21 protein-coding genes are annotated in these 22528 nt (G+C 61.1%); 12 read left to right on the plus strand and 9 right to left on the minus strand.

What is annotated here, in order from left to right; genetic code table 11:
- Positions 1-67 precede the first annotated feature (67 nt).
- The 6 genes from IZV00_RS09640 to IZV00_RS09665 all read right to left on the minus strand — a co-directional run bounded on the left by IZV00_RS09640 (position 68) and on the right by IZV00_RS09665 (position 5869).
- On the minus strand, positions 68-361 hold the full coding sequence (locus IZV00_RS09640; RefSeq protein WP_196224453.1) for a ribbon-helix-helix domain-containing protein: 294 nt from the start codon (positions 359-361) through the stop codon (positions 68-70).
- Positions 361-1083 carry an acetoacetyl-CoA reductase gene (gene phbB / locus IZV00_RS09645; RefSeq protein ID WP_196224454.1) on the minus strand — a complete coding sequence of 241 codons (723 nt, stop codon included), beginning with the start codon at positions 1081-1083 and terminating at the stop codon, positions 361-363. The genes IZV00_RS09640 and phbB overlap by 1 nt, the downstream gene beginning before the upstream one ends.
- A gap of 1 nt (position 1084) precedes the next feature.
- On the minus strand, positions 1085-2083 hold the full coding sequence (hemH, locus tag IZV00_RS09650) for a ferrochelatase (RefSeq protein WP_196226594.1): 999 nt from the start codon (positions 2081-2083) through the stop codon (positions 1085-1087).
- Between the two features lie 8 nt (positions 2084-2091).
- A complete protein-coding gene (locus IZV00_RS09655; protein ID WP_196224455.1) occupies positions 2092-4368 on the minus strand; it encodes a xanthine dehydrogenase family protein molybdopterin-binding subunit in 2277 nt (758 codons plus the stop codon).
- A gap of 39 nt (positions 4369-4407) precedes the next feature.
- Positions 4408-4842 (minus strand): CoA-binding protein, encoded by a 435-nt coding sequence (locus IZV00_RS09660; RefSeq protein WP_196224456.1) that lies wholly within the window; start codon positions 4840-4842, stop codon positions 4408-4410.
- A 67-nt stretch (positions 4843-4909) separates the two neighbouring features.
- Positions 4910-5869, minus strand: a complete 960-nt coding sequence (locus IZV00_RS09665) for an Mrp/NBP35 family ATP-binding protein (protein ID WP_196224457.1) — start codon at positions 5867-5869, stop codon at positions 4910-4912.
- A 73-nt stretch (positions 5870-5942) separates the two neighbouring features.
- On the opposite strand from IZV00_RS09665, the gene hflK reads away from it, so the two are divergent.
- From hflK to IZV00_RS09705, 8 genes are all read left to right on the plus strand, one after another.
- Positions 5943-7070 (plus strand): FtsH protease activity modulator HflK, encoded by a 1128-nt coding sequence (gene hflK / locus IZV00_RS09670; RefSeq protein ID WP_196224458.1) that lies wholly within the window; start codon positions 5943-5945, stop codon positions 7068-7070.
- On the plus strand, positions 7070-7921 hold the full coding sequence (hflC, locus tag IZV00_RS09675; RefSeq protein ID WP_196224459.1) for a protease modulator HflC: 852 nt from the start codon (positions 7070-7072) through the stop codon (positions 7919-7921). Before hflK ends, hflC begins: the two co-directional genes overlap by 1 nt.
- 136 nt (positions 7922-8057) lie before the next feature.
- Entirely contained in the window at positions 8058-9569 is a 1512-nt protein-coding gene (locus tag IZV00_RS09680; protein ID WP_196224460.1) for a Do family serine endopeptidase, read from the plus strand.
- Between the two features lie 123 nt (positions 9570-9692).
- Positions 9693-11324 carry a helicase HerA-like domain-containing protein gene (locus IZV00_RS09685; RefSeq protein ID WP_196224461.1) on the plus strand — a complete coding sequence of 544 codons (1632 nt, stop codon included), beginning with the start codon at positions 9693-9695 and terminating at the stop codon, positions 11322-11324.
- Positions 11325-11349: 25 nt separating this feature from the next.
- The gene (locus IZV00_RS09690) at positions 11350-11754 is read left to right on the plus strand and encodes a hypothetical protein (RefSeq protein WP_230463169.1); all 405 of its coding nucleotides are present in this window, start codon (positions 11350-11352) and stop codon (positions 11752-11754) included.
- Between the two features lie 107 nt (positions 11755-11861).
- The gene (locus IZV00_RS09695) at positions 11862-13166 is read left to right on the plus strand and encodes an MFS transporter (protein ID WP_196224462.1); all 1305 of its coding nucleotides are present in this window, start codon (positions 11862-11864) and stop codon (positions 13164-13166) included.
- Positions 13163-14092: a cysteine synthase A gene (cysK, locus tag IZV00_RS09700; RefSeq protein ID WP_196224463.1), complete on the plus strand. Its 930-nt coding sequence runs from the start codon at positions 13163-13165 to the stop codon at positions 14090-14092. The genes IZV00_RS09695 and cysK overlap by 4 nt, the downstream gene beginning before the upstream one ends.
- Positions 14093-14110: 18 nt before the next feature.
- A complete protein-coding gene (locus tag IZV00_RS09705) occupies positions 14111-15427 on the plus strand; it encodes a cell wall hydrolase (RefSeq protein WP_196224464.1) in 1317 nt (438 codons plus the stop codon).
- Between the two features lie 469 nt (positions 15428-15896).
- Here the strand turns inward: IZV00_RS09705 and IZV00_RS09710 are convergent, their stop codons facing one another.
- Both IZV00_RS09710 and IZV00_RS21420 read right to left on the minus strand, forming a co-directional pair.
- Positions 15897-17594 (minus strand): DUF4435 domain-containing protein, encoded by a 1698-nt coding sequence (locus IZV00_RS09710; protein ID WP_196224465.1) that lies wholly within the window; start codon positions 17592-17594, stop codon positions 15897-15899.
- A 355-nt stretch (positions 17595-17949) separates the two neighbouring features.
- Entirely contained in the window at positions 17950-18771 is an 822-nt protein-coding gene (locus tag IZV00_RS21420) for a cold-shock protein (protein WP_196224466.1), read from the minus strand.
- A 241-nt stretch (positions 18772-19012) separates the two neighbouring features.
- On the opposite strand from IZV00_RS21420, the gene IZV00_RS09720 reads away from it, so the two are divergent.
- From IZV00_RS09720 to IZV00_RS09735, 4 genes are all read left to right on the plus strand, one after another.
- Positions 19013-19630: a ribonuclease D gene (locus IZV00_RS09720; RefSeq protein WP_196224467.1), complete on the plus strand. Its 618-nt coding sequence runs from the start codon at positions 19013-19015 to the stop codon at positions 19628-19630.
- A 21-nt stretch (positions 19631-19651) separates the two neighbouring features.
- Positions 19652-20299 (plus strand): LPS export ABC transporter periplasmic protein LptC, encoded by a 648-nt coding sequence (locus IZV00_RS09725; protein WP_196224468.1) that lies wholly within the window; start codon positions 19652-19654, stop codon positions 20297-20299.
- Entirely contained in the window at positions 20299-20847 is a 549-nt protein-coding gene (locus tag IZV00_RS09730; protein ID WP_196226596.1) for an LptA/OstA family protein, read from the plus strand. Before IZV00_RS09725 ends, IZV00_RS09730 begins: the two co-directional genes overlap by 1 nt.
- 151 nt (positions 20848-20998) lie before the next feature.
- On the plus strand, positions 20999-21814 hold the full coding sequence (locus IZV00_RS09735; protein ID WP_230463170.1) for a hypothetical protein: 816 nt from the start codon (positions 20999-21001) through the stop codon (positions 21812-21814).
- Between the two features lie 119 nt (positions 21815-21933).
- On the opposite strand, the gene IZV00_RS09740 is transcribed toward IZV00_RS09735, so the two are convergent.
- Entirely contained in the window at positions 21934-22524 is a 591-nt protein-coding gene (locus tag IZV00_RS09740) for a histidine phosphatase family protein (RefSeq protein ID WP_196226599.1), read from the minus strand.
- Between the last annotated feature and the right edge of the window lie 4 nt (positions 22525-22528).

The raw sequence follows: 22528 nt of genomic DNA on the forward strand, positions 1-22528 counted from the left end.
AACGAAAACCCCTTTTCTCACTAATTCGTCAGGGGTCAGCTATTGCGAATTGTTCGCAGAGTCAACGCTATTGCGAATAATTATTATCGCCGGTCAGCGCATTAGCGAAGAGCCAGCATCGTATGGCGCTGGCCAAATTAGGCGGACTGGGAGCTGCCAACCGCGCAAGATCGATCTGCGCGATTAAGGCATTGAGAGGCAAACTCTCTCGCACAGCGACCGTGCGGAGAGCCTGCCAGAATATGGGTTCAAGACTGATGGCGGTCTGGTGCCCCGCAATCGTCACGCTCCGCTTGACGGGAGGCGAGAAGGGCAACCCGGTTGGCGGCACCGCGCCTTCACTATGGTCGCCCTGCGCCATCAGTACATATGCTGTCCGCCATTGATCGACATCGTGCTCCCCGTGACGAAGCCCGCCTCTTCGCTGCACAAAAAGGCTACGCCGCGTGCGATCTCTTCGGCCTGTCCGAGGCGGCCGACAGGGATCTTGGCGACGATCTTCTCCAAAACCGGAGCAGGCACCGCAGCCACCATGTCGGTGTCGATATAGCCCGGCGCGATCGCATTGACGGTAACGCCGAACTTCGCCCCTTCCTGCGCCAGCGCTTTGGTAAATCCATGGATACCAGACTTGGCGGCAGCATAGTTTACCTGCCCATATTGGCCAGCCTGACCGTTGATGGAGCCGATATTGACGATCCGCCCCCAAGCTCTTTCACGCATTCCCCCGAAGGTCGCCTTAGCCATGTTGAAACAACCGCCAAGGTTGATGCGCATTACCTCATTCCAGTCGTCGAAACTCATCTTGGCGAGCACGCCGTCGCGGGTGATGCCCGCGTTATTGACGACGATATCTACCGGACCCAGTTTTTCGGCGACCGCTGCACAACCGTCCAGACAAGCCTGATGATCTCCCACATCCCAGCGGAAGGCTTCGATACCTGTCCTCTCTGTGAAGTCCCGCGCCTTTTCATCGTTTCCGGCATAATTGGCCGCGACTGTGCAGCCCAGTTGTTTGAGCGCGAGGCTGATCGCTTCCCCGATTCCGCGTGTTCCGCCCGTTACGATAGCAACTCTGCCCATATCACCTCCCATGTTGAACTGGACGAAACTCTTCCTGAACCCAACCAGCCAGTTCGCGGCCGATCAGTTCGCGGTAAAGAATGATAGCTTCCGGCGATGCGTTCAAACAGCGTAAATGGGCGAACGCCTCGCCTCCAGCCGCCAGGAATTCTTCCTGCCCCCGGATAGCGATTTCCTCCAACGTCTCCAGACAATCGGCCGAAAAGCCGGGGGTAAGCACAGCAACCGATCTAACGCCCTGCCTGGGAAGCTCCCGCAACGTCTCATCCGTTGCGGGACCGAGCCATTTCGCTCGCCCGAATCGTGATTGGAACGACAGCCTCACTTCTCTGCCAAGCGCTTCCTGCAGCAGATTAGCGGTGGCACGGCACTGATCATAATAGGGATCACCCAAATCGCGCGTTCGCTCAGGCATTCCGTGGAAACTGGCCACGAGCAGATCCGGTTTGAAGTCCAGTTCGGCCAGTTGGCTTTCGGTCGAACTGCGCAGCGCCTCGATATAGGCTGCTTCCGCAAAATATGGGGGCAACGTGCGAATGGCTGGCTGGGCTCGCAGGCCCGCGAGCGCGGTATAACAAGCATCCAGAGCGGTGGCCGTCGTTGCTGCGCAATATTGCGGGTAAAGCGGCGCCAGCAGGATTCGGTCGCATCCAGCGGCGATCATCGCATTCAGCCGTTCGGCGATGGACGGCGATCCATAGCGCATGGCCCAATCCACCCTAACCTCCGGCCCGGTGATTTGCCGGAGCGCGGCAGCAGTTTCACAAGTATAAACGGCGAGCGGCGATCCCTTTTCCATCCACACCTCCCGGTAAGCCTTCGCGGACTTGGCCGGGCGAGTAAGAAGGATCGGGCCGCGCAATATCGGCTGCCACAGAAGTTGGGGGATTTCCACCACTCGCGGGTCGGACAGAAACTCGCCCAGATAACGCCGCACGGACGCCGCGTCTGGTGCGTCGGGCGTGCCGAGATTGATGATAAGGACGCCGATATTTTCCATATTCAATGTCATGTCCGCGCCAAGATCGGCAGCTGGCGGAATCGCTGCCCCGAAACTGTAAAGAGAGCGTTCGCTATGGCCGGTGCAACCGCAGGCGCCCCAATCTCGCTGAGCCCGGCCGGGGGTGCGGTGCTACGGATCAGTTCCACCGTGACCTCACCTATATCCTGCAACTGAGGAAGGCCCATGCGGGAGATGATCGAGCGCGTGGGCATTCCCTTCGCATAAGGCACCGAAGCCCCCATTGCAGAAGCCAGGCCATAAATGATGCCGCTTTCCACTTGTTGACGTGCGATGTCCGGATTGACCTGCTCCCCGCCATCTACCGCAGCGATGATCCGCCCGACCTTGAGCCGACCACCCTCGATCGCTGCCTCAACCATGACGGCGATATAAGCGTCATCTATGACATGCGCCGCCAGACCTTGACCGCTACCTTCGATACCTCCCTGCCATCCCCCCATCGATCCGACGGTCGTCAGGCAGTGAGCCAGTCGCGGGTTGCCGCCCAGCATCTGAATACGGAAAGAGAGCGCCTCCATCCCGGCAAGATGAGCCAGTTCATCGATGAAGCTTTCCGTAAAAAAGGCGCCATGAAGATGAGCGTTGCCACGTACAAAGCCCAGCGGCAGTCCAACATCGGCCGGGAAATGATCGACCGCCCAATTCGGCAACGCATATGGCAGTTCCATCCCCGCCACAGCGAGACGGCTGGAAGCGTTGGCAGTATCACGGCTCGCTTCATGCGGCAATTTGCGGTGAGCGATGCGATTCCATGTCTGGGTCATGGCACAAGGCGCCGCCACTTTCGCCAGCCATCCTTCAATCGCGCCGTTGCGGCCGAGCTTTGCCGCCATACGAGCATGGGCAGGAGCGCTGGGACGATCCTGAATCACATCTTCCAGCCTTGACCAGAGCAGTTGGACGGGCCGCCCAACGTCTTTCGCTATCGACGCAGCCTGGACGCCCACCTCAAAATCCATCTTCCGGCCGAAAGAACCACCGGCATGCAGGGGGTATAGCACCACTTGCTGCTCAGGCAGATCGAGAGCATCCGCTATCGCGCCACGCGCGAGTGCAGGTGCTTGCGCGGGCATCCATATCTCGGCGAGGCCGTCGGTCACACGCGCGGTCGCGCAAGGAGGCTCCAGCGCCAGATGCAACCCCGGAGCAACGGTAAACTCGCTGGCGAGGATGGTGGCGTTGTCGAAAAGCGGCTTGAGATCGCCGCGCGAATAAAGCCGCCGACCATCCGAACCCGAAAAGGCCTCTTCAAGCGAAGCATCAATGTTAGCGCTGCTGACCGGCGCGCTCGATAATTCAAAAACCGGATCGCTAAGATCAAGCGCCTTGTTGGCGGCCCACCAGTTGGTTGCGACAGCGGCCACCCACCGTTCGGTGCGCACCAGTTTGATAAAGCCGGTGACGGACTTTGCAGCATGCTCGTTCACCCTTGTAAGCACGGCATCGCCGATCGGCCCCTGCCGGATGGAAGCGAAAACCATGTCCGGCAGCCGGACATCGGCAGCGAAATTATGGCTGCCATCAATCTTCGAAGGCGTGTCGAGGCGCGGCAAATCCTGTCCGAAGAGCCGGTCAACCTGATCTTGGCGGAAGGGCAATATCTCGGGCAGCTCGAATTCCGCTGCTTCAGCGGCTACCTCGCCGATCTTTAAAGTGCGCTGGCCGCCATCAGAAATGATGCCGTTCTGAATGTCGCAACTTTCCCATGACACGTCCCAGCGCGCCGCAGCGGCCTGACACAAGAGCACGCGCGCGGCGGCACCTGCTTCCTTATAGGCTCTGTGGAACATTGGCACTGACGTCCCAGCGCCAGTCAGCATCAGAGCACGCCGCGTCGCATATTGCTCGATCGTCCAATTGCCGAAGTCACCCGCCAGCCTCGACCAGTCGCTCGCAAGCCACTCGCTGGCCAGCAACGTGTTTGCATAGAGCGGACTGATGGGCGCGCTTTGCACACCTACGGTGCGCCAGTCCGCACCCAGTTCATCCGCCAATATCTGTGGCAGTAGTGTGGTCACACCCTGCCCCGTCTCGGCTTGGGGCACGACGACGAGGATCCTTCCCGCCTTATCGATCTTCAGAAAGGCATTGAAGACGGTTTCGCCGGGCGCTGTATTCAGATTTGGGCGGTAGCTGCGCGGCCATGCACCCCAGGCCAGCAGCAGGCCAGCCGACGCTCCAGCGCCCACCAAAAGCGTACGCCGATCAAGCCCCCTTGCCGTGCCTTTATGATTTGCCTGCCTCCGCAGTGCGCGCGTCATGAGGACGTTGATAAAGAGGCTTGGGGCAGCTGGAAAGCGTTAAAGCGCGCTGATCGGCGGGATATTGAAACGAGGAATGTCGATGGCGGGGCAGCGATCCATGACGACCTTCAATCCGGCAGCCTCCGCGCGCCGAGCGGCGGCCTCATCGATTACCCCCAACTGCATCCATACCGCCTTGGCCCCTGCGGCGATCGCATCGTCCACAGCCTCCCCCGCTACTTCACTGCGGCGGAAGATGTCCACCATGTCGATTGGAACACCGATGTCAGCAAGCCGCGCCCAGACAAACTCCCCATGCACATGCTCTCCCGCAATCTGCGGATTGACCGGCAACACGCGATAACCATGGTCCTGCAGGAACTTCATGACGCCGTAGCTCGGACGGCCGGGCCGATCGGAAATGCCAATCAAAGCGATGGTCCGCGTTTCCCTTAAAAGATCGGCGATTTCCTGCGGCAGCGTAAGCGGCATGTCCTTGTTTCCTTCTTGGCCATCCTAAAGACGCGGGATGCGATGAAACCGTTCCCAAACCCCGCCTTTAGCCCCGCAACCAGGTCGCCACTTTGCTGGCGATGGCAAGGAAAGCCTCACCAGAGGCATCATCCGCCGCTGCTGGAGGGTCGCCCGCATCCGACCGGCGCCGAATGTCTATCGCCAAGGGAATACGCCCGAGGAAAGGCATGCCCATGGCTGAGCCAGCCGCTTCCGCCCCACCAGCGCCGAAAGGATCGGATATCTCACCGCAATGCGGACAGCTATACCCGGCCATATTCTCCACCAGCCCGATCAACGGCACCTGCGTCTGCTCGAAAAGGCTGACCGCGCGCGTGGCATCGATCAACGCCAGATCCTGAGGCGTCGATACGATCACCGCTCCTGCAGGCTTATGCTTTTGCACCATCGAAAGTTGCACGTCTCCGGTTCCCGGCGGCATGTCCACGACCAGCACCTCGGTCTCACCCCAATCGGCATCGATCAGCTGCGAAAGCGCATTGCCCGCCATAGGCCCGCGCCAGGCCAGCGCCTTGCCGGGTTCGACCAGGTGCGCCATCGACAGCATGGGAATGCCTAATGGGCTTTCGACGGGGATCAGATGCTTGTCGCGCGCTTGGGGCTTTTTATCTTCGCTGGCCATCAGTCTGGCCTGCGACGGTCCGTAAATATCGGCGTCCACCAGACCTACCGCAAAACCCATTCGTTTGAGACCAACGGCAAGATTTGCCGAGAGGGTGGATTTACCCACTCCGCCCTTGCCGGATGCAACGGCAATGATACGGAGAGCCTTTCTTTCGGCCGTCATGGCGATCCGGACATCCTGCACACCTGCCACCGACAGTCCTCCTTCCCTGATAGCCGCAGCGACGGCATCTCGCCGCTCGGGTGAAAGACCGCCTACATCCAGCGCCAGGCTCATGATCCCATCCTTGATCCGGGGCGTGCTGGCGCGGCCATCGGTCAAGGTCTTCAGGCGGGCGGCGAAACTATCAAGATCGGTCATGACAGCGCCTCCTAGGCAATAATCGTTGCGAAGGGCACTGTTTTTCGCGACCCAGCCTTCCTATAGAGACGGAATGAAGAGATTTTTCGGGTGGATGCCTGGCATCGCTAGCGCAATGGTCCAAGGCCCTTGGGGCGGCAAAAGCGATGGCCCGGGTGGCGATGAAGGTCCAGGCAAGGGAAGCGATGGCGGCCCGCGGAATCCCTGGACGCAGCCGGGGAGGACCCCGGGCGGCAAGGGGCCTTCCGCGATTGAAGAACTGCTGCGCCGCAGCCGGGAAAGCTTCGGCCAAGGCGGTGGCGGCGGGTTTGGCAACCTCCCGCCTCGACCAACCGGAAAGACGCTTTGGCCCGCTGCCGTCGGCATCCTCATCTTGCTGTGGCTTGTGCTCACTTGCTTTCACCGCGTCGGCCCGCAGGAGCGCGGTGTCGTGACGCTGCTCGGCAAATATAGCCGGACCTTGTCGCCGGGGATCAGCCTGACGCTGCCTGCGCCCTTCGAGAATGTGACCACGGTCGATGTGGAGGAAATCCGGGCCATCGATATCGGTTCACCCAGTGCCCAGAGCGAAAATCTGGTACTGACCGGCGACCAGAATATCATCGACCTTGCTTACTCGGTTCGTTGGAATATCCGCAGCCCTGAGCTTTATCTGTTCCAGCTGTCCGACCCTGATGCAACGGTTAGGGAAGTCGCCGAAAGCGCCATGCGATCGGTTGTCGCCAGCGCCAGCCTGGACGACGCGTTGGGTGCCGGGCGCACTGAAATCGAGCAGCAGGTCGAACAGCGGATGCAGGCGATACTGGATGGATACAGGTCCGGTATCCGCGTCCAGGGCGTCGCGATCAAGCAGGCCGATCCGCCGACCGCAGTGAACGACGCGTTCAAGGCGGTATCTGCGGCGCAGCAGACAGCCCAGACCTATTTGAACGAAGCCCGTGCTGCCGCGCAGCAGGTTACCGCCAAGGCTCAAGGTGAGGCTGCGGCATTCGACAAGGTGTATGAGCAATATAAGCTGTCACCCGACGTGACGCGCCGCCGCATGTATTATGAAACCATGGAGGGCGTTCTGTCCAACGTCGATAAGACGATCGTTGAGAGCGGCAATGTCACCCCGTTCCTGCCGCTACCGGAATTGAAGCGGCGCGCGCAAGGAGCGTCCGCTTCTTCCGGCTCCGCCGCTGCGGAAGGGGGCCAGTAATGCCGACGCTTATTCGCCATCCCGTCGCCTTGGCGCTATCCGTCATAGCTCTGCTGCTGCTCATCGGCAGCACCGTTGCCATCGTGCCCGAAACAAAGCAGGGTGTGATCGTGCGCTTTGGCGATCCGAAGAAGATCGTGAACCGCTATCGTGCCAACGAAGAGTTCGGCAAGACCGGTGCGGGCGTCATATTGCGCTGGCCGTTCATCGATCAGATCGTCTGGATCGACAAGCGCGTCCTGTCAGTGGAAATGGAAAGGCAGCAGGTGTTGTCGACCGATCAGCTGCGCTTGCAGGTCGACGCCTTCGCCCGTTATCGGATCGTCGATCCGTTGCGCATGTATATTGCGGCAGGGAATGAGGAGCGCGTTTCCGATGCCTTGCGGCCGATCCTGGGTTCGGCGCTTCGGAACGAGCTTGGCAAACGTCCCTTCGCTGCGTTGCTGTCGCCCGAGCGCGGTCAGGTGATGGACAATATTGAGGCCGGTCTCAATCGCGTAGCCCGTCAATATGGGGCGCAGATCGTCGATGTACGGATCAAACGGGCAGACCTGCCCGACGGCGCTCCGCTGGAAAGTGCTTTCACCCGGATGCGAACCGCCCGTGAGCAGGAAGCGCTGACGATCAGGGCTCAGGGCGCAAAGCAGGCGCAGATCATCCGCGCAGAAGCCGATGCAAATGCGGCGCGCATTTATTCGGAAAGCTTTGGCAAGGACCCGCAATTCTATGATTTCTATCGCGCCATGCAGGCCTACAGGCTGACCTTTGCGCCCGATCGACCGGGCTCGACGACGATGGTGCTGTCGCGCGACAATGAGTTCCTGAAACAGTTTCAAGGCAAGGATCGATAACCGTGAAATACCGAAGAGGGTTGTAGATCATTTCGGAACCAGCTTCATTCAATGAGGGTTAAGGCTGGGCGGCGCATCCGACTCTACCCAGAGTCCCGCCTTTCCTTCGCCAAAGTTCACGAGAGGACCGTCACGAGTGCGTTACGCTTATGCCCTTACCGGCGCCCTGCTGCTTGGTGGCACCGCCATCGCCGTAACCTCCAGCCCGAATGTCGGCGCGCAAGTCGCGCAAAATGAGGGCATGCAGGCCGCCGCGCCCGCAGGCGCCCCTGCCAGCTTGGCCGACATGGTCGAAAAGTTGCAGCCTGCCGTCGTCAATATTTCCACCCGACAGCGCGTTCAGGTTCAAAACCCATTCGCTGGCACGCCCTTTGGCGATCTGTTCGGCCAGGGCCAGGGCGGCAAGCCGCAGACCCGTCAGGCCCAATCTCTCGGTTCGGGTTTCATCATCTCGGCTGATGGCTATATCGTCACCAACAATCACGTGGTGTCCGCGGGCGCCGAAGGCGCGTCGGTGGATGCGATCACGGTTACCCTCACCAATCGCGAGGAATATTCGGCAAAGCTGATCGGCCGTGACCCGGCAACCGACATCGCGGTGCTGAAGATAGAGCCGAAAAAGGCTTTGCCGTTCGTCAAGTTCGGCGACAGCACGAAAGCGCGCGTTGGTGATTGGGTCATCGCCATCGGCAACCCATTCGCCTTGTCGGGCACCGTGACCGCAGGGATCATCTCTGCGGTCCATCGCGGCACCGGCGGCACCTACGACAAGTTCATCCAGACCGATGCGTCGATCAATCAGGGCAATAGCGGCGGCCCGATGTTCGACATGCGCGGCAATGTTATTGGTATCAACAGCCAGATACTTTCGCCCTCTGGCGGCAACGTCGGCATCGGCTTTGCGATTCCGTCCGAACAAGCGGCGCCGATCGTCGATACCTTGCGCAGAGGGCAGAGCGTCAAGCGCGGTTATCTGGGGATCCAGATCAGTCCGCTGGGCGAAGACCTCGCCGATTCCCTGGGTCTTGCGAAAAATCGCGGCGAGTTCGTCCAAGGCGTCGAACCGGGCAAGGGCGCCGACCGCGCCGGTATCAAGGCGGGCGACGTCATCGTCAGCGTGGCCGGTCAGGAAGTGACGCCGGACCAGAACCTGTCGTCCATCGTTGCATCGCAGCCGATCGGCTCCCGCGTGCCGATCGTTCTGCTCCGCAATGGTCAACGTCAGACCGTAACCGCCATCGTCGGCCAGCGTCCGTCAGAGGATGAGCTCAACAGCTTCGCCCAGCAGCAGGATGATGACTTCAATCAACAGCAGGATGACCAATCCAGCGGCGGGCAAGCCACGCAGCAATCGCTGGGCATTTCGGCCATTCCCCTAACGCCCAACATCGTTCGGCAATTGGGCATCGCGGCGGATACACGGGGAATCGTGATCACGGCGGTGGATTCTTCGACTGACGCAGGAGCAAAGGGCCTGCGCCGGGGCGATGTGATTATCACCGCCAACAACCGGCCGGTGGCTAGCCAGGCAGAGCTGGACGCAGCCGTGCGCCAAGTGTCTTCGCAAGGACGCAATGCCATCCTGTTGCAGGTTCTACGTCGCGGCCAGCCTGCCGTATTCTTGCCTGTGCGCCTGCGGGACAAATAACCCGCAACAGCGCATCGGACGGATCATAGCGGGTCGCGCTTGCCGGAAGTCCTGTCTCGCCCTTAAGATGGCAAGACGGCACTTCCGACGGGCGCGGCCCGCCGCTTTTGGGGAGCATGACGCATGAGCGACGGCATTTTCATCGGTCTTGGCGCGGCGGACAAGGATGGCGGCATTCCACAGACGCTCAACCTGCGCCGTGCCAATCGTCATGGACTGATTGCAGGCGCTACCGGAACTGGCAAAACGGTAACGCTGCAGGGTATCGCCGAAAGCTTTTCCGCACTGGGTGTCCCGGTGTTTCTTGCCGACGTGAAGGGTGATCTGTCGGGTATCGCGATGGCCGGTTCGCCGACAGCAAAAAATGCCGACAAGCTGGTGGCTCGCGCCAAGGAGATTGGCCTCGAAAATTACAGCTATGCCGACAATCCAGCGATCTTCTGGGACCTGTATGGCGAGCAGGGACATCCGATCCGCACGACCGTCAGCGAAATGGGTCCGCTGTTGCTGGCCCGGCTCATGGGACTGAACGAAACCCAGGAAGGCGTACTCTCCATCGCCTTCAGATATGCCGATGACCAAGGACTGCTGCTGCTTGATCTCGGCGATCTCCAGGCCATGCTGGCCTATTGTGCGGAAAATGCCGACGAACTATCCAGCCGCTATGGCAATGTGACCAAGGCGAGCGTCGGCACCATCCAACGCCAGTTGCTGCAACTGGACAGCCAGGGCGGCGGCCATTTCTTTGGAGAACCGGCGCTCGACATTCACGACTTCCTGAAAGTGGATGATCAAGGGCGCGGCTATGTAAACATTCTGGCCGCCGACAAACTGATGCAGAGCCCCAAGCTCTACGCGACCTTTCTCCTCTGGCTCCTGAGCGAGCTTTTCGAAACACTTCCCGAGGTTGGAGACCCGGAAAAGCCTGTTCTGGTCTTCTTCTTTGACGAAGCACATTTGCTTTTTGACGACGCCCCCAAGGCCCTGACCGACAAGATCGAGCAGGTCGTCCGGTTGATCCGTTCCAAAGGCGTGGGCGTCTATTTCGTGACCCAGAACCCGATCGACATTCCCGAAGACGTAGCGGGACAGCTTGGCAACCGCGTTCAGCATGCGCTGCGCGCGTTCACCCCGCGCGATCAAAAGGCCATAAAGGCCGCAGCCGAGACATTCCGCGTCAATCCGGACCTGGACGTTGAAAGTGCGATCACAGAATTGAAAGTGGGCGAAGCGCTGGTCTCGCTGCTTCAGGAGGATGGTTCGCCCGGCATCGTTCAGCGCACCCTGATCGCCCCGCCCCGTTCACGTTTGGGGCCGGTAGACGCAAAGGAACGGGCGATCATTCAATCCATCTCCCCATGCGCGGGCAAATATGATGACGCGATCGATCGCGAGTCCGCCGAGGAGATATTGGCCGCCCGCGGTCAAGCCGCCGCTGCTGCCTCACAGGCCGCCAAGGCGAATGCCGAAGCAGACAAGGCCGCCGCAGCGCAGGCAAAATTGGAGGCCAAACAGCGGGAAGCAGAACTCAAGGAGCAGGCAAGGCGCGACGCGGCCGCCGCGCGTGAGGCGGCCAAGCCCTCTGCCCTCGACCGAGCCGTTCAGTCAGCCACCCGTTCGGCTGCCTCTTCGGTCGGGCGGCAGGTTGCCAATGAGCTCGGCCGGGCCGTATTTGGAGGAACCAGCCGCCGCTCCTCGTCAGGCGGCTTGGCGGGACAACTGGTGCGCGGCATATTGGGCAGCCTGTTCAAATAAAGGCCAACCTCAGAGGAGGCATGATATGCATATCGGTAACATGGCTGTTTGCGCCATCAGCCTGGCGAGTGCCTTACCTGCCCACGCGCAGGATTATCGCGATCTGCATCGTGCGGCCGATGCAGCAATTGTCAGCGATATCGTTCGTGACCGGCAGGAGGAACGTGACGCGAAGCGGCAACCTTATGCCTCTCCTCGATATGGCTCTATCCATAGCGCAGCCGCAGCGCGCAATGCCTGCGCGGCCAAGGCGCGTCAGGAAGCAGGTCCGGGTGCACACATATTGGGTCGCGTCGAAGCGAGATCCATGTCGACTGGATGGGAGGTCGAAGGATCGGTCGGCCCGGCCAACGAGCGCCGGTCTGTTCCCTTTGTCTGTTCGGTTCGCAATGGATCGGTGAGTGGTATCCTGCTGGACCCCAACCGTTAAAATAACAAGGGGGGGACGAAAGCGAGAGTTTCGCGGCTGCAAAAACTGCTTTTGCCATTCTCTACCGCTGTAATTGCGTAATGCGATGCAGGCGGTAAGGAAATCATATGAAGGCCCCCGTCGACTCCCGTCACCCGTTGCGCTTCGGCGATTTCCGCGCCTACCTGCTGGGGCGGCTGGCGGGCGTACTGGCCCAATATGGCATGATGACCGTTCTTGGGTGGCAGGCCTATAATATCGCACGCGAAAGCATGAGCACGTCGGGCGCCGCAGCTCAGCTCGGGCTGATCGGATTGGCGCAGTTCGTGCCTCTTTTCTTTCTGACCCCGCTTACGGGTTGGGTCGCGGATCATTTCGACCGCCGCGCCATTGCGCGCCTGACTTTGGCACTGCTCATGGCGGCGTCGGGGCTACTGGCTTTTGCAACCTATGAAGGCTGGGTGGGCCTCCCCCTGATTTTCGGCATCGCCGGCGTGGTGGGAATTACGCGCGCGTTCAATGGGCCTGCCTACAGCGCATTGGCACCTAACCTGGTGCCGCGCGACGTACTGCCCAATGCGATCGCGCTGTCCAGCGTCGCATGGCAGGCAGGGATGATCATCGGTCCCGCCTTGGGTGGTTATGTCTACGCCATGACGCCTTGGGGCGCTTATGCTTTTGCATCGCTACTGTTCGCGATTGCCCTTTGGGGCATGTTGCTGATCGCTCCAGTCAAACAGCCGCCGCGCGACACAAGCCGCCATCCGGTCCGGCAGATGCTTGACGGGTGGACTTATGTGCGATCGAACCGGCTCGTGCTGGCCACCATCACTCTGGACCTGTTCGCGGTGCTGCTGGCAGGAGCGACGGCGCTTTTGCCCGTCTACGCACGCGACATATTGAAGGTTGGATCTGCGGGACTGGGGCATCTGGCCGCGTCTCCCGCCATCGGAGCAGCTATCGTAGCCCTTTTCTTCTCCTTCCGGCCGATGCGGTCGGAGGTCGGATTGAAGATGCTGGGCGCTGTCATGATCTTCGGGCTGTCGACGATCCTGTTCGGCGCCACAGCCTTCATTCCCCGCAATATTGCGATGGAGATCGGCATCGGCGCGCTGATGCTCCTGGGCGCTGCGGACATGGTGTCTGTTTACGTGCGCCAGTCGCTGATCCAGCTTCACACGCCCGATGCGATGCGGGGCCGGGTATCCAGCCTTTCACAACTCACCATTTCGGCGTCGAACGAATTGGGTGAAGCTGAGTCAGGCTTCCTCGCCGCGCTGGTTGGTCCCGTTGGGGCCGTGATTGGCGGCGGGATAGGCGCTATAGTCATCACAATTTTATGGGCGCGGCTCTTTCCCGAATTGCGCCTTGCACGTACCTTTGACCCACCCGACTTAAGGGAGGCCGAGATTAGCCAGGAGAAGGCCAAATGAAAGCTGCCAATATTCTCGAAACCATCGGCAACACGCCGCATATTCAGGCGAGCCGCCTGTTTGCAGATGCGCCTGAAGGCACCGAAGTCTGGATCAAGTCGGAACGCTCAAACCCGGGCGGATCGATCAAGGACCGTATCGCGCTTGCGATGATCGAGGCCGCTGAGGCGTCGGGCGATCTGAAACCCGGCGGAACCATCATCGAGCCCACTTCTGGCAATACGGGCGTTGGCCTGGCCATGGTCGCGGCGGTGAAGGGGTACAAGCTCATCCTCGTCATGCCGGAAAGCATGTCGGTGGAGCGGCGCCGGTTGATGCTGGCTTATGGCGCGTCTTTTGACCTGACCCCACGCGAGAAGGGCATGAAGGGCGCGATTGAGCGCGCGCTGGAGCTGATCGAGCAAACGCCCAATTCCTGGATGCCGCAACAGTTTGAAAATGCCGCGAATATCGACGTACATGTTCGCACGACCGCGCAGGAGATCGTGACTGACTTCGCCGACAGCCCGCTTGACGTTCTGATTACCGGGGTCGGCACAGGCGGTCACATCACGGGTGTTGCCGAGGTACTCAAAAAGCTGTGGCCCAACCTTAAGGTCTATGCGGTTGAGCCTACCCTTTCGCCAGTCATCAGCGGTGGACAGCCGGGTCCCCACCCCATTCAAGGTATCGGCGCTGGCTTCATCCCCGCGAACCTGCACACGCAATTGCTGGACGGGGTGATCCAGGTCGATCCGGCCGATGCCAAGGAATATGCCCGCCGCGCGGCGCGAGAGGAAGGCATGCTTGTCGGCATCTCGTCCGGCGCAACCCTGGCCGCGATTGCGCAGAAGCTGAAGGAGCTTCCGCCCGGCAGCCGCGTTCTGGGCTTCAACTATGATACTGGTGAACGCTATCTGTCGGTGCCTGACTTCCTGCCCGAATAGGATGGCGCAGGGTCAGGAATGATCGACGCTTCTACCAGCAGCCAGCCACATCGCGCGATGTGGCTGATCTGGCTCCTGCTGTTCGCTGGTTTGCCTGCGCTGGTGGCGCGGTGGGATGCACGGGCGCCTGCTGCCCGTGCGGCACGGTCGGCACTGGTGCAGCGCGTGCTGATGAAGCGGCCGACCACAGCGGCACCCGTTGTGCAGCCGGTGGAACTTTACACACTGGATCGTGATCAGGCGCGGGCGTTCAACGGGGCTGTGCCTTTCTCGCGGCTCCCCAACCCGGCAGCGCGGCCATTTGTGTTCACTGGCTCGGAAAGCGATCTGGCGCGGGCCACGGACTGCCTGGCGGCGGCGCAGCTTTACGAGGCGGGCGATGACGCGGTGGGCGAACGCGCGGTGGCGCAGGTGGTGCTGAACCGGGTTCGGCATCCCGCTTTCCCCAAAACGGTGTGCGGGGTCGTGTTTCAGGGGCAGGAACGATCGACCGGCTGTCAGTTCACTTTCACCTGCGATGGCGCGCTGGCGCGGACACCGGGGGAGGATGCCTGGAACAGAGCGCGACAGATCGCGAAGGCCGCGCTGGCGGGCAAGGTGTTCAAGCCGGTCGGCTATGCCACCCATTATCATACGGATTGGGTGGTGCCCTATTGGAGCGGGAGCCTGGACAAGATCACGGCGGTGGGGACGCATCTTTTCTTTCGCTGGCGGGGATGGTGGGGAACGCCGCCTGCTTTCCGGTTGGCGCGGGATAGTGTGGAGCCGGTGATTGCGCGGATCGCCCGACTGTCGATGGCGCATCAGGACGGGAACAGCGTGGTGCCGGGCGTTCTGGCGTCAGGTGGGAGCAGTCTGGCGGCTTTGACGGCCAAGCCGCAGGAAGCGATCGGCGCGGACTCGCTGGGCCGAATGATCGGCGGCGTAAGGTTGATAGCGATCGCGCCGGGAGCGCGGAGCTTTCTGGTGGAACTTGGCAAGGGAACGGCGCCCGATAACTGGCCGATGATGGCGCAGACTTTCTGCGCTGGGCGGCCGGAGTGTCGGATCATGGCCTGGCGGGCGGGGAGCGCTCCGAGTGGGTTTCCGCTGTCGGGGGATCAAATGGAAAGTATGAGCTTTGCCTATATTCACAATAGCGGGACGGGATTGCAGCGGGCCTTGTGGAATTGCGGGCAGACGGCGCGGGAGAACAAGGGAGAATGCATGCGGCAGCGGGTGCCAGTGGAGCAGGTGAATGTTCCGCCGCCGCTGAACGGAGTGCGGCGGAAGGAGCGGTTTGAGACGGTGACGATCGTGCCGCCGGTCAAAGTCATGAATGAAATGGCGAATTGAACGCGTTTTTGGGGGTTTCCTATTTTTCCTATTTTGGGAGGGGCCTTGCCTGCCCTCGCTACGGCGGTGGCGTGGGGATTGGGGGCCGCCTTCCTGCTACGCATCTGACAACGGGAATGCGTGACCGGTTGATCTCGGATACCATCAGGATGCATGCCACCCTCTGAGCAGCGGGCGTCGAGGCTGATCTTTACATTGCAGAAGCGATACCTCATGCGGGTTTTGGCCAGCAAACGCCGGATGATCAGGCGGTGCTGAACGACAGCCAATGGCCGCTTGGCGAACGACCGCTTCTGGCCGCCGCACTTGGAAATCAGACATCTCTGATCGACGATCCCCAACTGGCAATGGATCTTGAAGCTAGGCCGGAGATAATTCAGGCTGCTATGCAGGCGAACACGCGTTCTGACGAACTACATAAGACGCGCTACGATGCGTGCCCCAGGAACAACCCTACGCGCACAGGCGTTTATAGGGCACCAATTTCGTTTACCTCTGCTGCCTCAACGACTGGCGGAATCAAGGCCGCTGCCAATGTACCTAGCTTGCTTCTCACCGCGCTGGCGATATTTGGGTCGGCTGCGATCTGGGTGAGCGCTGCGTTCTCATATTCGCCCCTATTCTTGAAGCGCAGGCCAGTTGCCAGCCTTTTCAATATCTGTGTGCGCCTAACGGGGTAGCGTTGGATGATACCAGCTAAATCTTTCGCTTGGATCAGCGCACGCAGGCGAGCCGCTTCCGCTGGATAGGGAGTGTCTAAGGTTATGTTCAGCGGAGCATCGCCGTTGACGACCAGTGCATGGCGATCTGGCGCGCGCGAAATGATCGCTTGGCGCACATGCTGAGCGCTCACCATCCCCGCCAACAACTCGATGTGGGCTTCCGTGAGGCTTTCCACCGCCTTGGCTTTCGCGACGTCAAGCAAGGCCATTGGATTTTCTTCAGTCTCCAAAACCTGCCTCACCGCGATCGCGGCCATCACCTCTTCGCTGTAGTAGAGGCTTTCCACGGAATAGGCGGGTAGTGCGTAGATATTATTCTTAGCTAGCAAGGCAATTTGTTCAGGCGTCTGGCTGTCGTTATCGACCAGCCCATAGGCATCAATATGATGCAGCGCTTCCACCACCCTGAGACCCGTGACAGCTTTCTGAACCTCGACGCAATTATTGCGTGGGCGGACCGACACGTCGGGGAAAAGGATTTCGTAGAGCGGTTGATCCATACTACTCTGAACGCCCTCGACGAACAAAATTCTGCGGCGTGATCCGAGGATATCAATACGAATATCTTCGGGCACTTCATCGATAGATGGCAAGAGATTGGCTTCCCAGCCGACGACGGTGCTCGCTGCCGTCCATGTGCAGCCACGCACGAGCAGTGCTTGCGCGTTTTCGATCTCAGCGGGCAACGAGAGCTCATGCGTGCTGATAATAAACGCACAGTCCTGCCGCTCACTCATAAGCGTTATCAGCAGCGGCACTACGATCGAACGGTGTAGATGGAGTTCAGGTTCGTCGATGAGGAGCACGGAACCCGGCTTAGCGGAGATCACTTCTGCCGCAAGGATCATCGCCGACCTCTCACCATCCGACATTTTCACGATACCGTACGGGTTTGAGGCACTCCGCGTCGCCATCACCTCACCATTGACCATTTTGAGGCGGACCGGCAGATTACCCTGCTCGAAAAGCTGATTAGCCTTCTCCAGCGGAGAATCTCGCAGCATCAGGCGGTCGATGGCAGACGATTCTCGACCATGCAATTTGATATCGGCGGTAGCGTCGAGACTATATTGCGCTTCCTTCGACTGAAGGTCAAACACTGCCTTTTCGTTTCGATTAGTTCCAGAAACAGGTCGATAACGCGTCTCTAGCTGTCGGTCCCAATCATGGCGATGCTGATCATACTGGCGGCGGGTCGCGGCGGTCATCGTCAGACCTTCTTGATCGAAGTAGGCTGGACGCGAACCAGGCAAATAAACGACATCGGGCGCCAGTTCGGACACCAAACGATGGACGAGCGCCGACTTGCCTGTGCCGTTGCGCCCGAGAATGAAGGTCGGCTTGCCGATGGCAACAGACAATGTTCCGTCAACGCCGGGGATTGCGATCTCTTTTAGAATAGCAGTCCCTCCTGTGTTCTCGCCAGCGTCCTCGTTATCGGTCATTATTATGCCCCACCGAAAGCCGTGAATTTGTTGCTTTAACCTCGACCTGATGGCTCAGCGTGATACTGGCAAGAGGAATTTACACCGGTCCAGGCGTTCCATCGGAGCGGGCTTTAGCTGTAGTGCCTCATGGGTTGTTCTGATCAAGGACGAGGGCCACGAGATGCACGATTTTTACAATCTGCGCCGTTCGTCTCGCCTAGGGCCAAGAGAAACGAACGATGGCTTCAGGATCGTTGAATGACGGGTCGAACAACCGCGATTGGCGCTAAGCCGCAGCAACCCACAACAAAAAAGGGGCCGCCGGGCAGGCGACCCCTTCTATCCTCTCCGCTTATGCGGGCAGAGTTATGTGTCAGTCGGCCTTCGACTGAAGGTTGACGGCTGCGTGCTTGCCGCGGCGGTCTACTTCGAGTTCGAAGTCCAGGCGGTCGCCTTCGTTGAGGGCGGACATGCCTGCGCGTTCGACTGCGCTGATGTGCACGAATGCGTCGGGCTGGCCGTCGTCGCGCTGGATGAAGCCGAAGCCCTTCATGGCGTTGAAGAACTTGACCGTGCCGCTGGCGCGTTCGCCGGTCAGCTGACGCTGCGGGCCACGATCACCGCCGCCGAAGCCGCCACGGTCACCGCCGAAGCCGCCTGCGCGGGGTTCACGGGGTTCGCGCGGACGATCGACGACCGGAAGGGGCTCGCCCTCGATCTTGAGGTCGGTCGCGGAGATCTTGCCGCCACGGTCCACCAGGGTGAAGCCGAGCTGCTGACCTTCGGCGAGGCCGGTGAGGCCCGCCTGCTCAACGGCGCTGATGTGGACGAACACGTCTTCCGCGCCGTCATCACGAACGATGAAGCCGAAGCCCTTTTGTCCGTTGAAGAACTTTACAACGCCGGTGCCTTCGCCAACGACCTGGGCAGGCATGCCGCCGCCGCCACGGCCGCCGCCGAAGCCGCCACCACCGCCGCCGAAGCCGCCACCGCCGCTGCGGAAGCCACCGCCGCCGCCGCCGAAGCGATCACCGCCGCCGAAGCCGCCGCGATCACCACCGCCGAAACCGCCACGATCTCCGAAACCACCGCCGAAGCCGCCACGATCGTTACCGCCGCCGTAAAAATTGTCGTCGCCAAAACCGTCGCGCTTGTCCTTGCCGCGCCCGCCGCGGCGACCTCTATCAAAACTCATGCCCTGTTGGTCACTTTCGCTTCGCCCAGACTAAATCGGACAAACATGCCGGGCGAAATGACATGCAGAATCCACCGCACGTATGCGGGTTTGAGAATCACTATATCAACTTTTCAGCCATGCGCGAATGATTTTAGCCCGATTGCCGCCACATTTGCCCGAATGAACCAGCGTGGGGCATTTTGGCAGCGCCGAAAAAGCGTCGATTGAGTTACCGCCGCTTTCGCCATAGAGGGGTTGGATGACAGTATATTTCCACGAAGAGGACCTGCCCGCAGACGTCCTTGCCCCCGGCCCCGTCGCCGTCGATACCGAAACCATGGGCCTTATCACGCCGCGCGATCGCCTGTGCGTCGTGCAGATCAGCGATGGCAAGGGGGACGAGCATCTGGTGCGATTCATGCCGGGCAGCGATTATGCCGCGCCGAACCTGCGCGCTGTGCTGGCCGATCCGGCACGGTTGAAGCTGTATCATTTCGGGCGTTTCGACATTGCGGCGATCAAGCATTATCTGGGCGTGGTGGCCGCGCCCGTCTATTGCACGAAGATCGCTTCGCGCCTGATCCGCACCTATACCGACCGCCATGGGTTGAAGGAACTGGTGCGCGAATTGCTGGGGCAGGAAATCAGCAAGCAGCAGCAGTCGAGCGACTGGGGTTCCCCCACCCTGTCGGACGCGCAGAAGGATTATGCGGCGTCGGACGTGCGCTATCTGCATGCGCTGAAGGCCGAACTCGACAAGCGGTTGATCCGCGAAGGACGGATGGAACTGGCGCAGGCCTGTTTCGATTTCCTTCCTCACCGGGCCGAGCTGGACCTGGCGGGATGGCCGGAGATCGACATCTTCGCGCATATGTAAGGGGCTTAGAAGCGCTTTCCCATGTCCATACAGGCCGATCAGCAACGTCATGTCAGGCGCCATTGGGCGCGGCCGGGTGGCAGCCATGACAGGCTGGTCGCGCGGCTGAAAAACTGGTTGCCGGTCGCGGTGGGCGTGCTGGCAGCGTTGCTGGTGATGGCGCCCTTTACCGGCGGGGACAAGGTGAGCTTCGTGCTCGACAAGAACAAGGTCGAGGTGGCGAAGGAGCGCATGCGGGTGAGCGAGGCGCTGTACCGGGGCGAGGACAGCAAGGGGCAGCCCTTTTCGTTGCGCGCGGGAAGCGCGGTGCAGAAAAGCTCCCGCGAGCCGATCGTGGACCTCAACGACATGTCGGCGCGCATCCTGCTGTCCGAAGGGCCAGCGGTGCTGAACGCGCGCAAAGGGCGCTATGACATGGACAAGGAGCGTGTCGCGGTGGACGGGCCGGTGCAGTTCGAGGCGGCGGGCGGATACAGGCTGACGACGCGGGACGTGGGCATCGACCTCAAGACCCGGCGCATGCGCAGCGCGGGGCGCGTCGATGGCCGGATACCCATCGGCACGTTCAGCGGCGACCATCTGGATGCCGACCTGAACGCGCGGACAGTTACGCTCAATGGCAGGGCGAGCTTGCGCATCGAACAAAATGGCATCAAAGGGCAAAAGTGATGAAAAGATCGCTGATCCTGCTGTCGAGCGCTGGCGCCCTGGGCGCGGCGATGGTTTTCGCGGGCGCCGGGGCGCAGGTGCTGAAGAATCATGACAGCAACGCGCCGGTAAACTTCACCGCCGATCGGATCGAGGTGCAGGACCGCGCCGACCGGGTGGTGGTGTCCGGCAATGTCGTCGTCACCCAGGCGGGCATGACGCTGACTGCGGCGCGGATGACCGTCGCATATCGCAATGGTACGGGCGGGAACGGCGTGGAGGTCGACCGGATCGACGCTTCGGGCAATGTCGTCGTGACCAAGGGCAATGAAACCGCGCGCGGCAACGTGGCGATTTATGACCTTAACAGCCGCCTGATCACGATGCTGGGCAATGTGACGTTGACGCAGGGCAGCAACCGGCTGACGGGCGGGCGGTTGGTGATTGACCTTGCCAGCGGGCGGTCGACTGTGGACGGACGGTCTTCCGGCGGGGGCGTGCCGGGGGTTTCGGGCGGATCGGGAGGCCGGGTTTCGGGCACCTTTACCGTGCCGCAGCGGAAGAATTGACGGGCGCCTAGGGGCGCTGAATGCGAGCGTGGCGGGGCGCTTTTTCGGGCGCTCGGGCTGGCTTCTGTCCATTAATAAACATGGCATTTTTGGGGCAAAATGCTATCATCGGGATCAGCGGGTCGCCTCTTTCGATTCTGCGAGGTCCATCATGTCACGGTTGCAGATGGCGGCAGTTGCCGCCTGTGGTTTTGTTGCGCTTTCTTCCGGCCAGGTAGCCGCCTCCGGTCCAAATCAATGCTGGCAACCCTATGAGATTGAAGCGGCGAAGGTCCGGGATCTGCACGTGATGCTGATGCTGGGGGCTTTGCGCTGCAAGGGTGTGAACAAGGAGATAGAGGCGAAATATTCCGCCTTTGTCGAGAAGAAGATGGGCCTGCTGAGCAGCTATAATAATGTGCTGAAGACGCGCTTCATGCGGGTGAACGGCATCGCCGAAGGGCAGCGCGCCTATGAGCAGTTCAACACGAAGCTGGGCAACAGCCATTCCGGACTGGCGCAGGCGGGCAGTTATTGCCAGATGACCGAGACGCTGCTGACGCTGGCGACCGAGGCGCAGGATCGGGAATTACCGCAGTTGGCGACGAACTTTTCTGAAAGCGCGCTGGGGATTGATGCGGTGTGTGAGGCGCAGCCGGTGGTGACGGCGGCGGTAGTAACCCCGGCAGCGGTAGCGGCTCCGGCGGTGGGTGCGGCAGAAGCTGGAGGGACAGGAGGGGTCGATGCTCCGCATGAGGCGATCACGGCTGCGGGCGTGACTGTCGCGAAGACCGGGGAACCGGCTGGACAGTCAGGTTCTGCGGCGGCAGCGCTGGAAGCGGCGGCGGTCGCTTTGCAAAATGCGGCGGCGAGCCTGAAGGCGCAGGCTGCGGCTCCGGAAGCGGCGGCGGACAAATCTGTTGCCGCGCCCGAGGCGAAGCCTGCCGTGCTGCAACCTGTGACGGCCAGCGCAACGCCCGTGGGGTGAGCGGCGTGGTTTGACAGGAGCAATCGGAATCCGGGGAGAGCCCGCGCCCCAACCCTTCAAACAAGTCACCTGCCTCGTTTGAACCTGAAGGGGAGAGGCTTTTTGGGTTGTGGCGACGTTTAGGGCCGTTGGTCCCAGTTGCAGAGGGTAACGGCGCCGTCAGGCGCGACGGTCAACTCGCCATAGGCTCCGGTGCGCAACTTGAGCGAGGCGGGCGAGAGGCCGAGGGCGAGCAGGGCGAAGCGGGCGGCGCCGTTGCTGGTGACGAGCAGGTCCGTGCCCTCCCCGCTTTGCGCGAAATAGCTTTGCCAGGCGGCGATTCGGGATGGCGCATTCACGATCCAGCCGGGGGGTGGGATGGCTTGTTCGTCCCATGCGCCAAGCGCCTGTGCGCCGATGCGGGCGAGGACTTGCGCTTCGGGGCGGCCTTCGTCGGGGCCGTGGTCGATTTCATCGAGCCAGGGGAGCGTGCCGGTGACGGGCTGGTGGAGCGCGGCAGCGATGCGGCTTGCGGTTTCGCGGGCGCGGCTGAGGGGGCCGCTGTGGATGTGGTTGGGGGTGAGGCCCTGCGCGGCGAACCATTGGCCGAGGCGGTCGGCTTGGGCGCGGCCGCTGTCGACGAGGGGCAGGTCCGTGCCCGCGCCGATGCGGCAGGCGGTGGCGCTGCTTTCGAAAGTGTTGCCGTGGCGGATGATGAAGATGCGGCGCATGAGG

Source organism: Sphingobium sp. Cam5-1, from assembly GCF_015693305.1.
Lineage (GTDB): Bacteria > Pseudomonadota > Alphaproteobacteria > Sphingomonadales > Sphingomonadaceae > Sphingobium.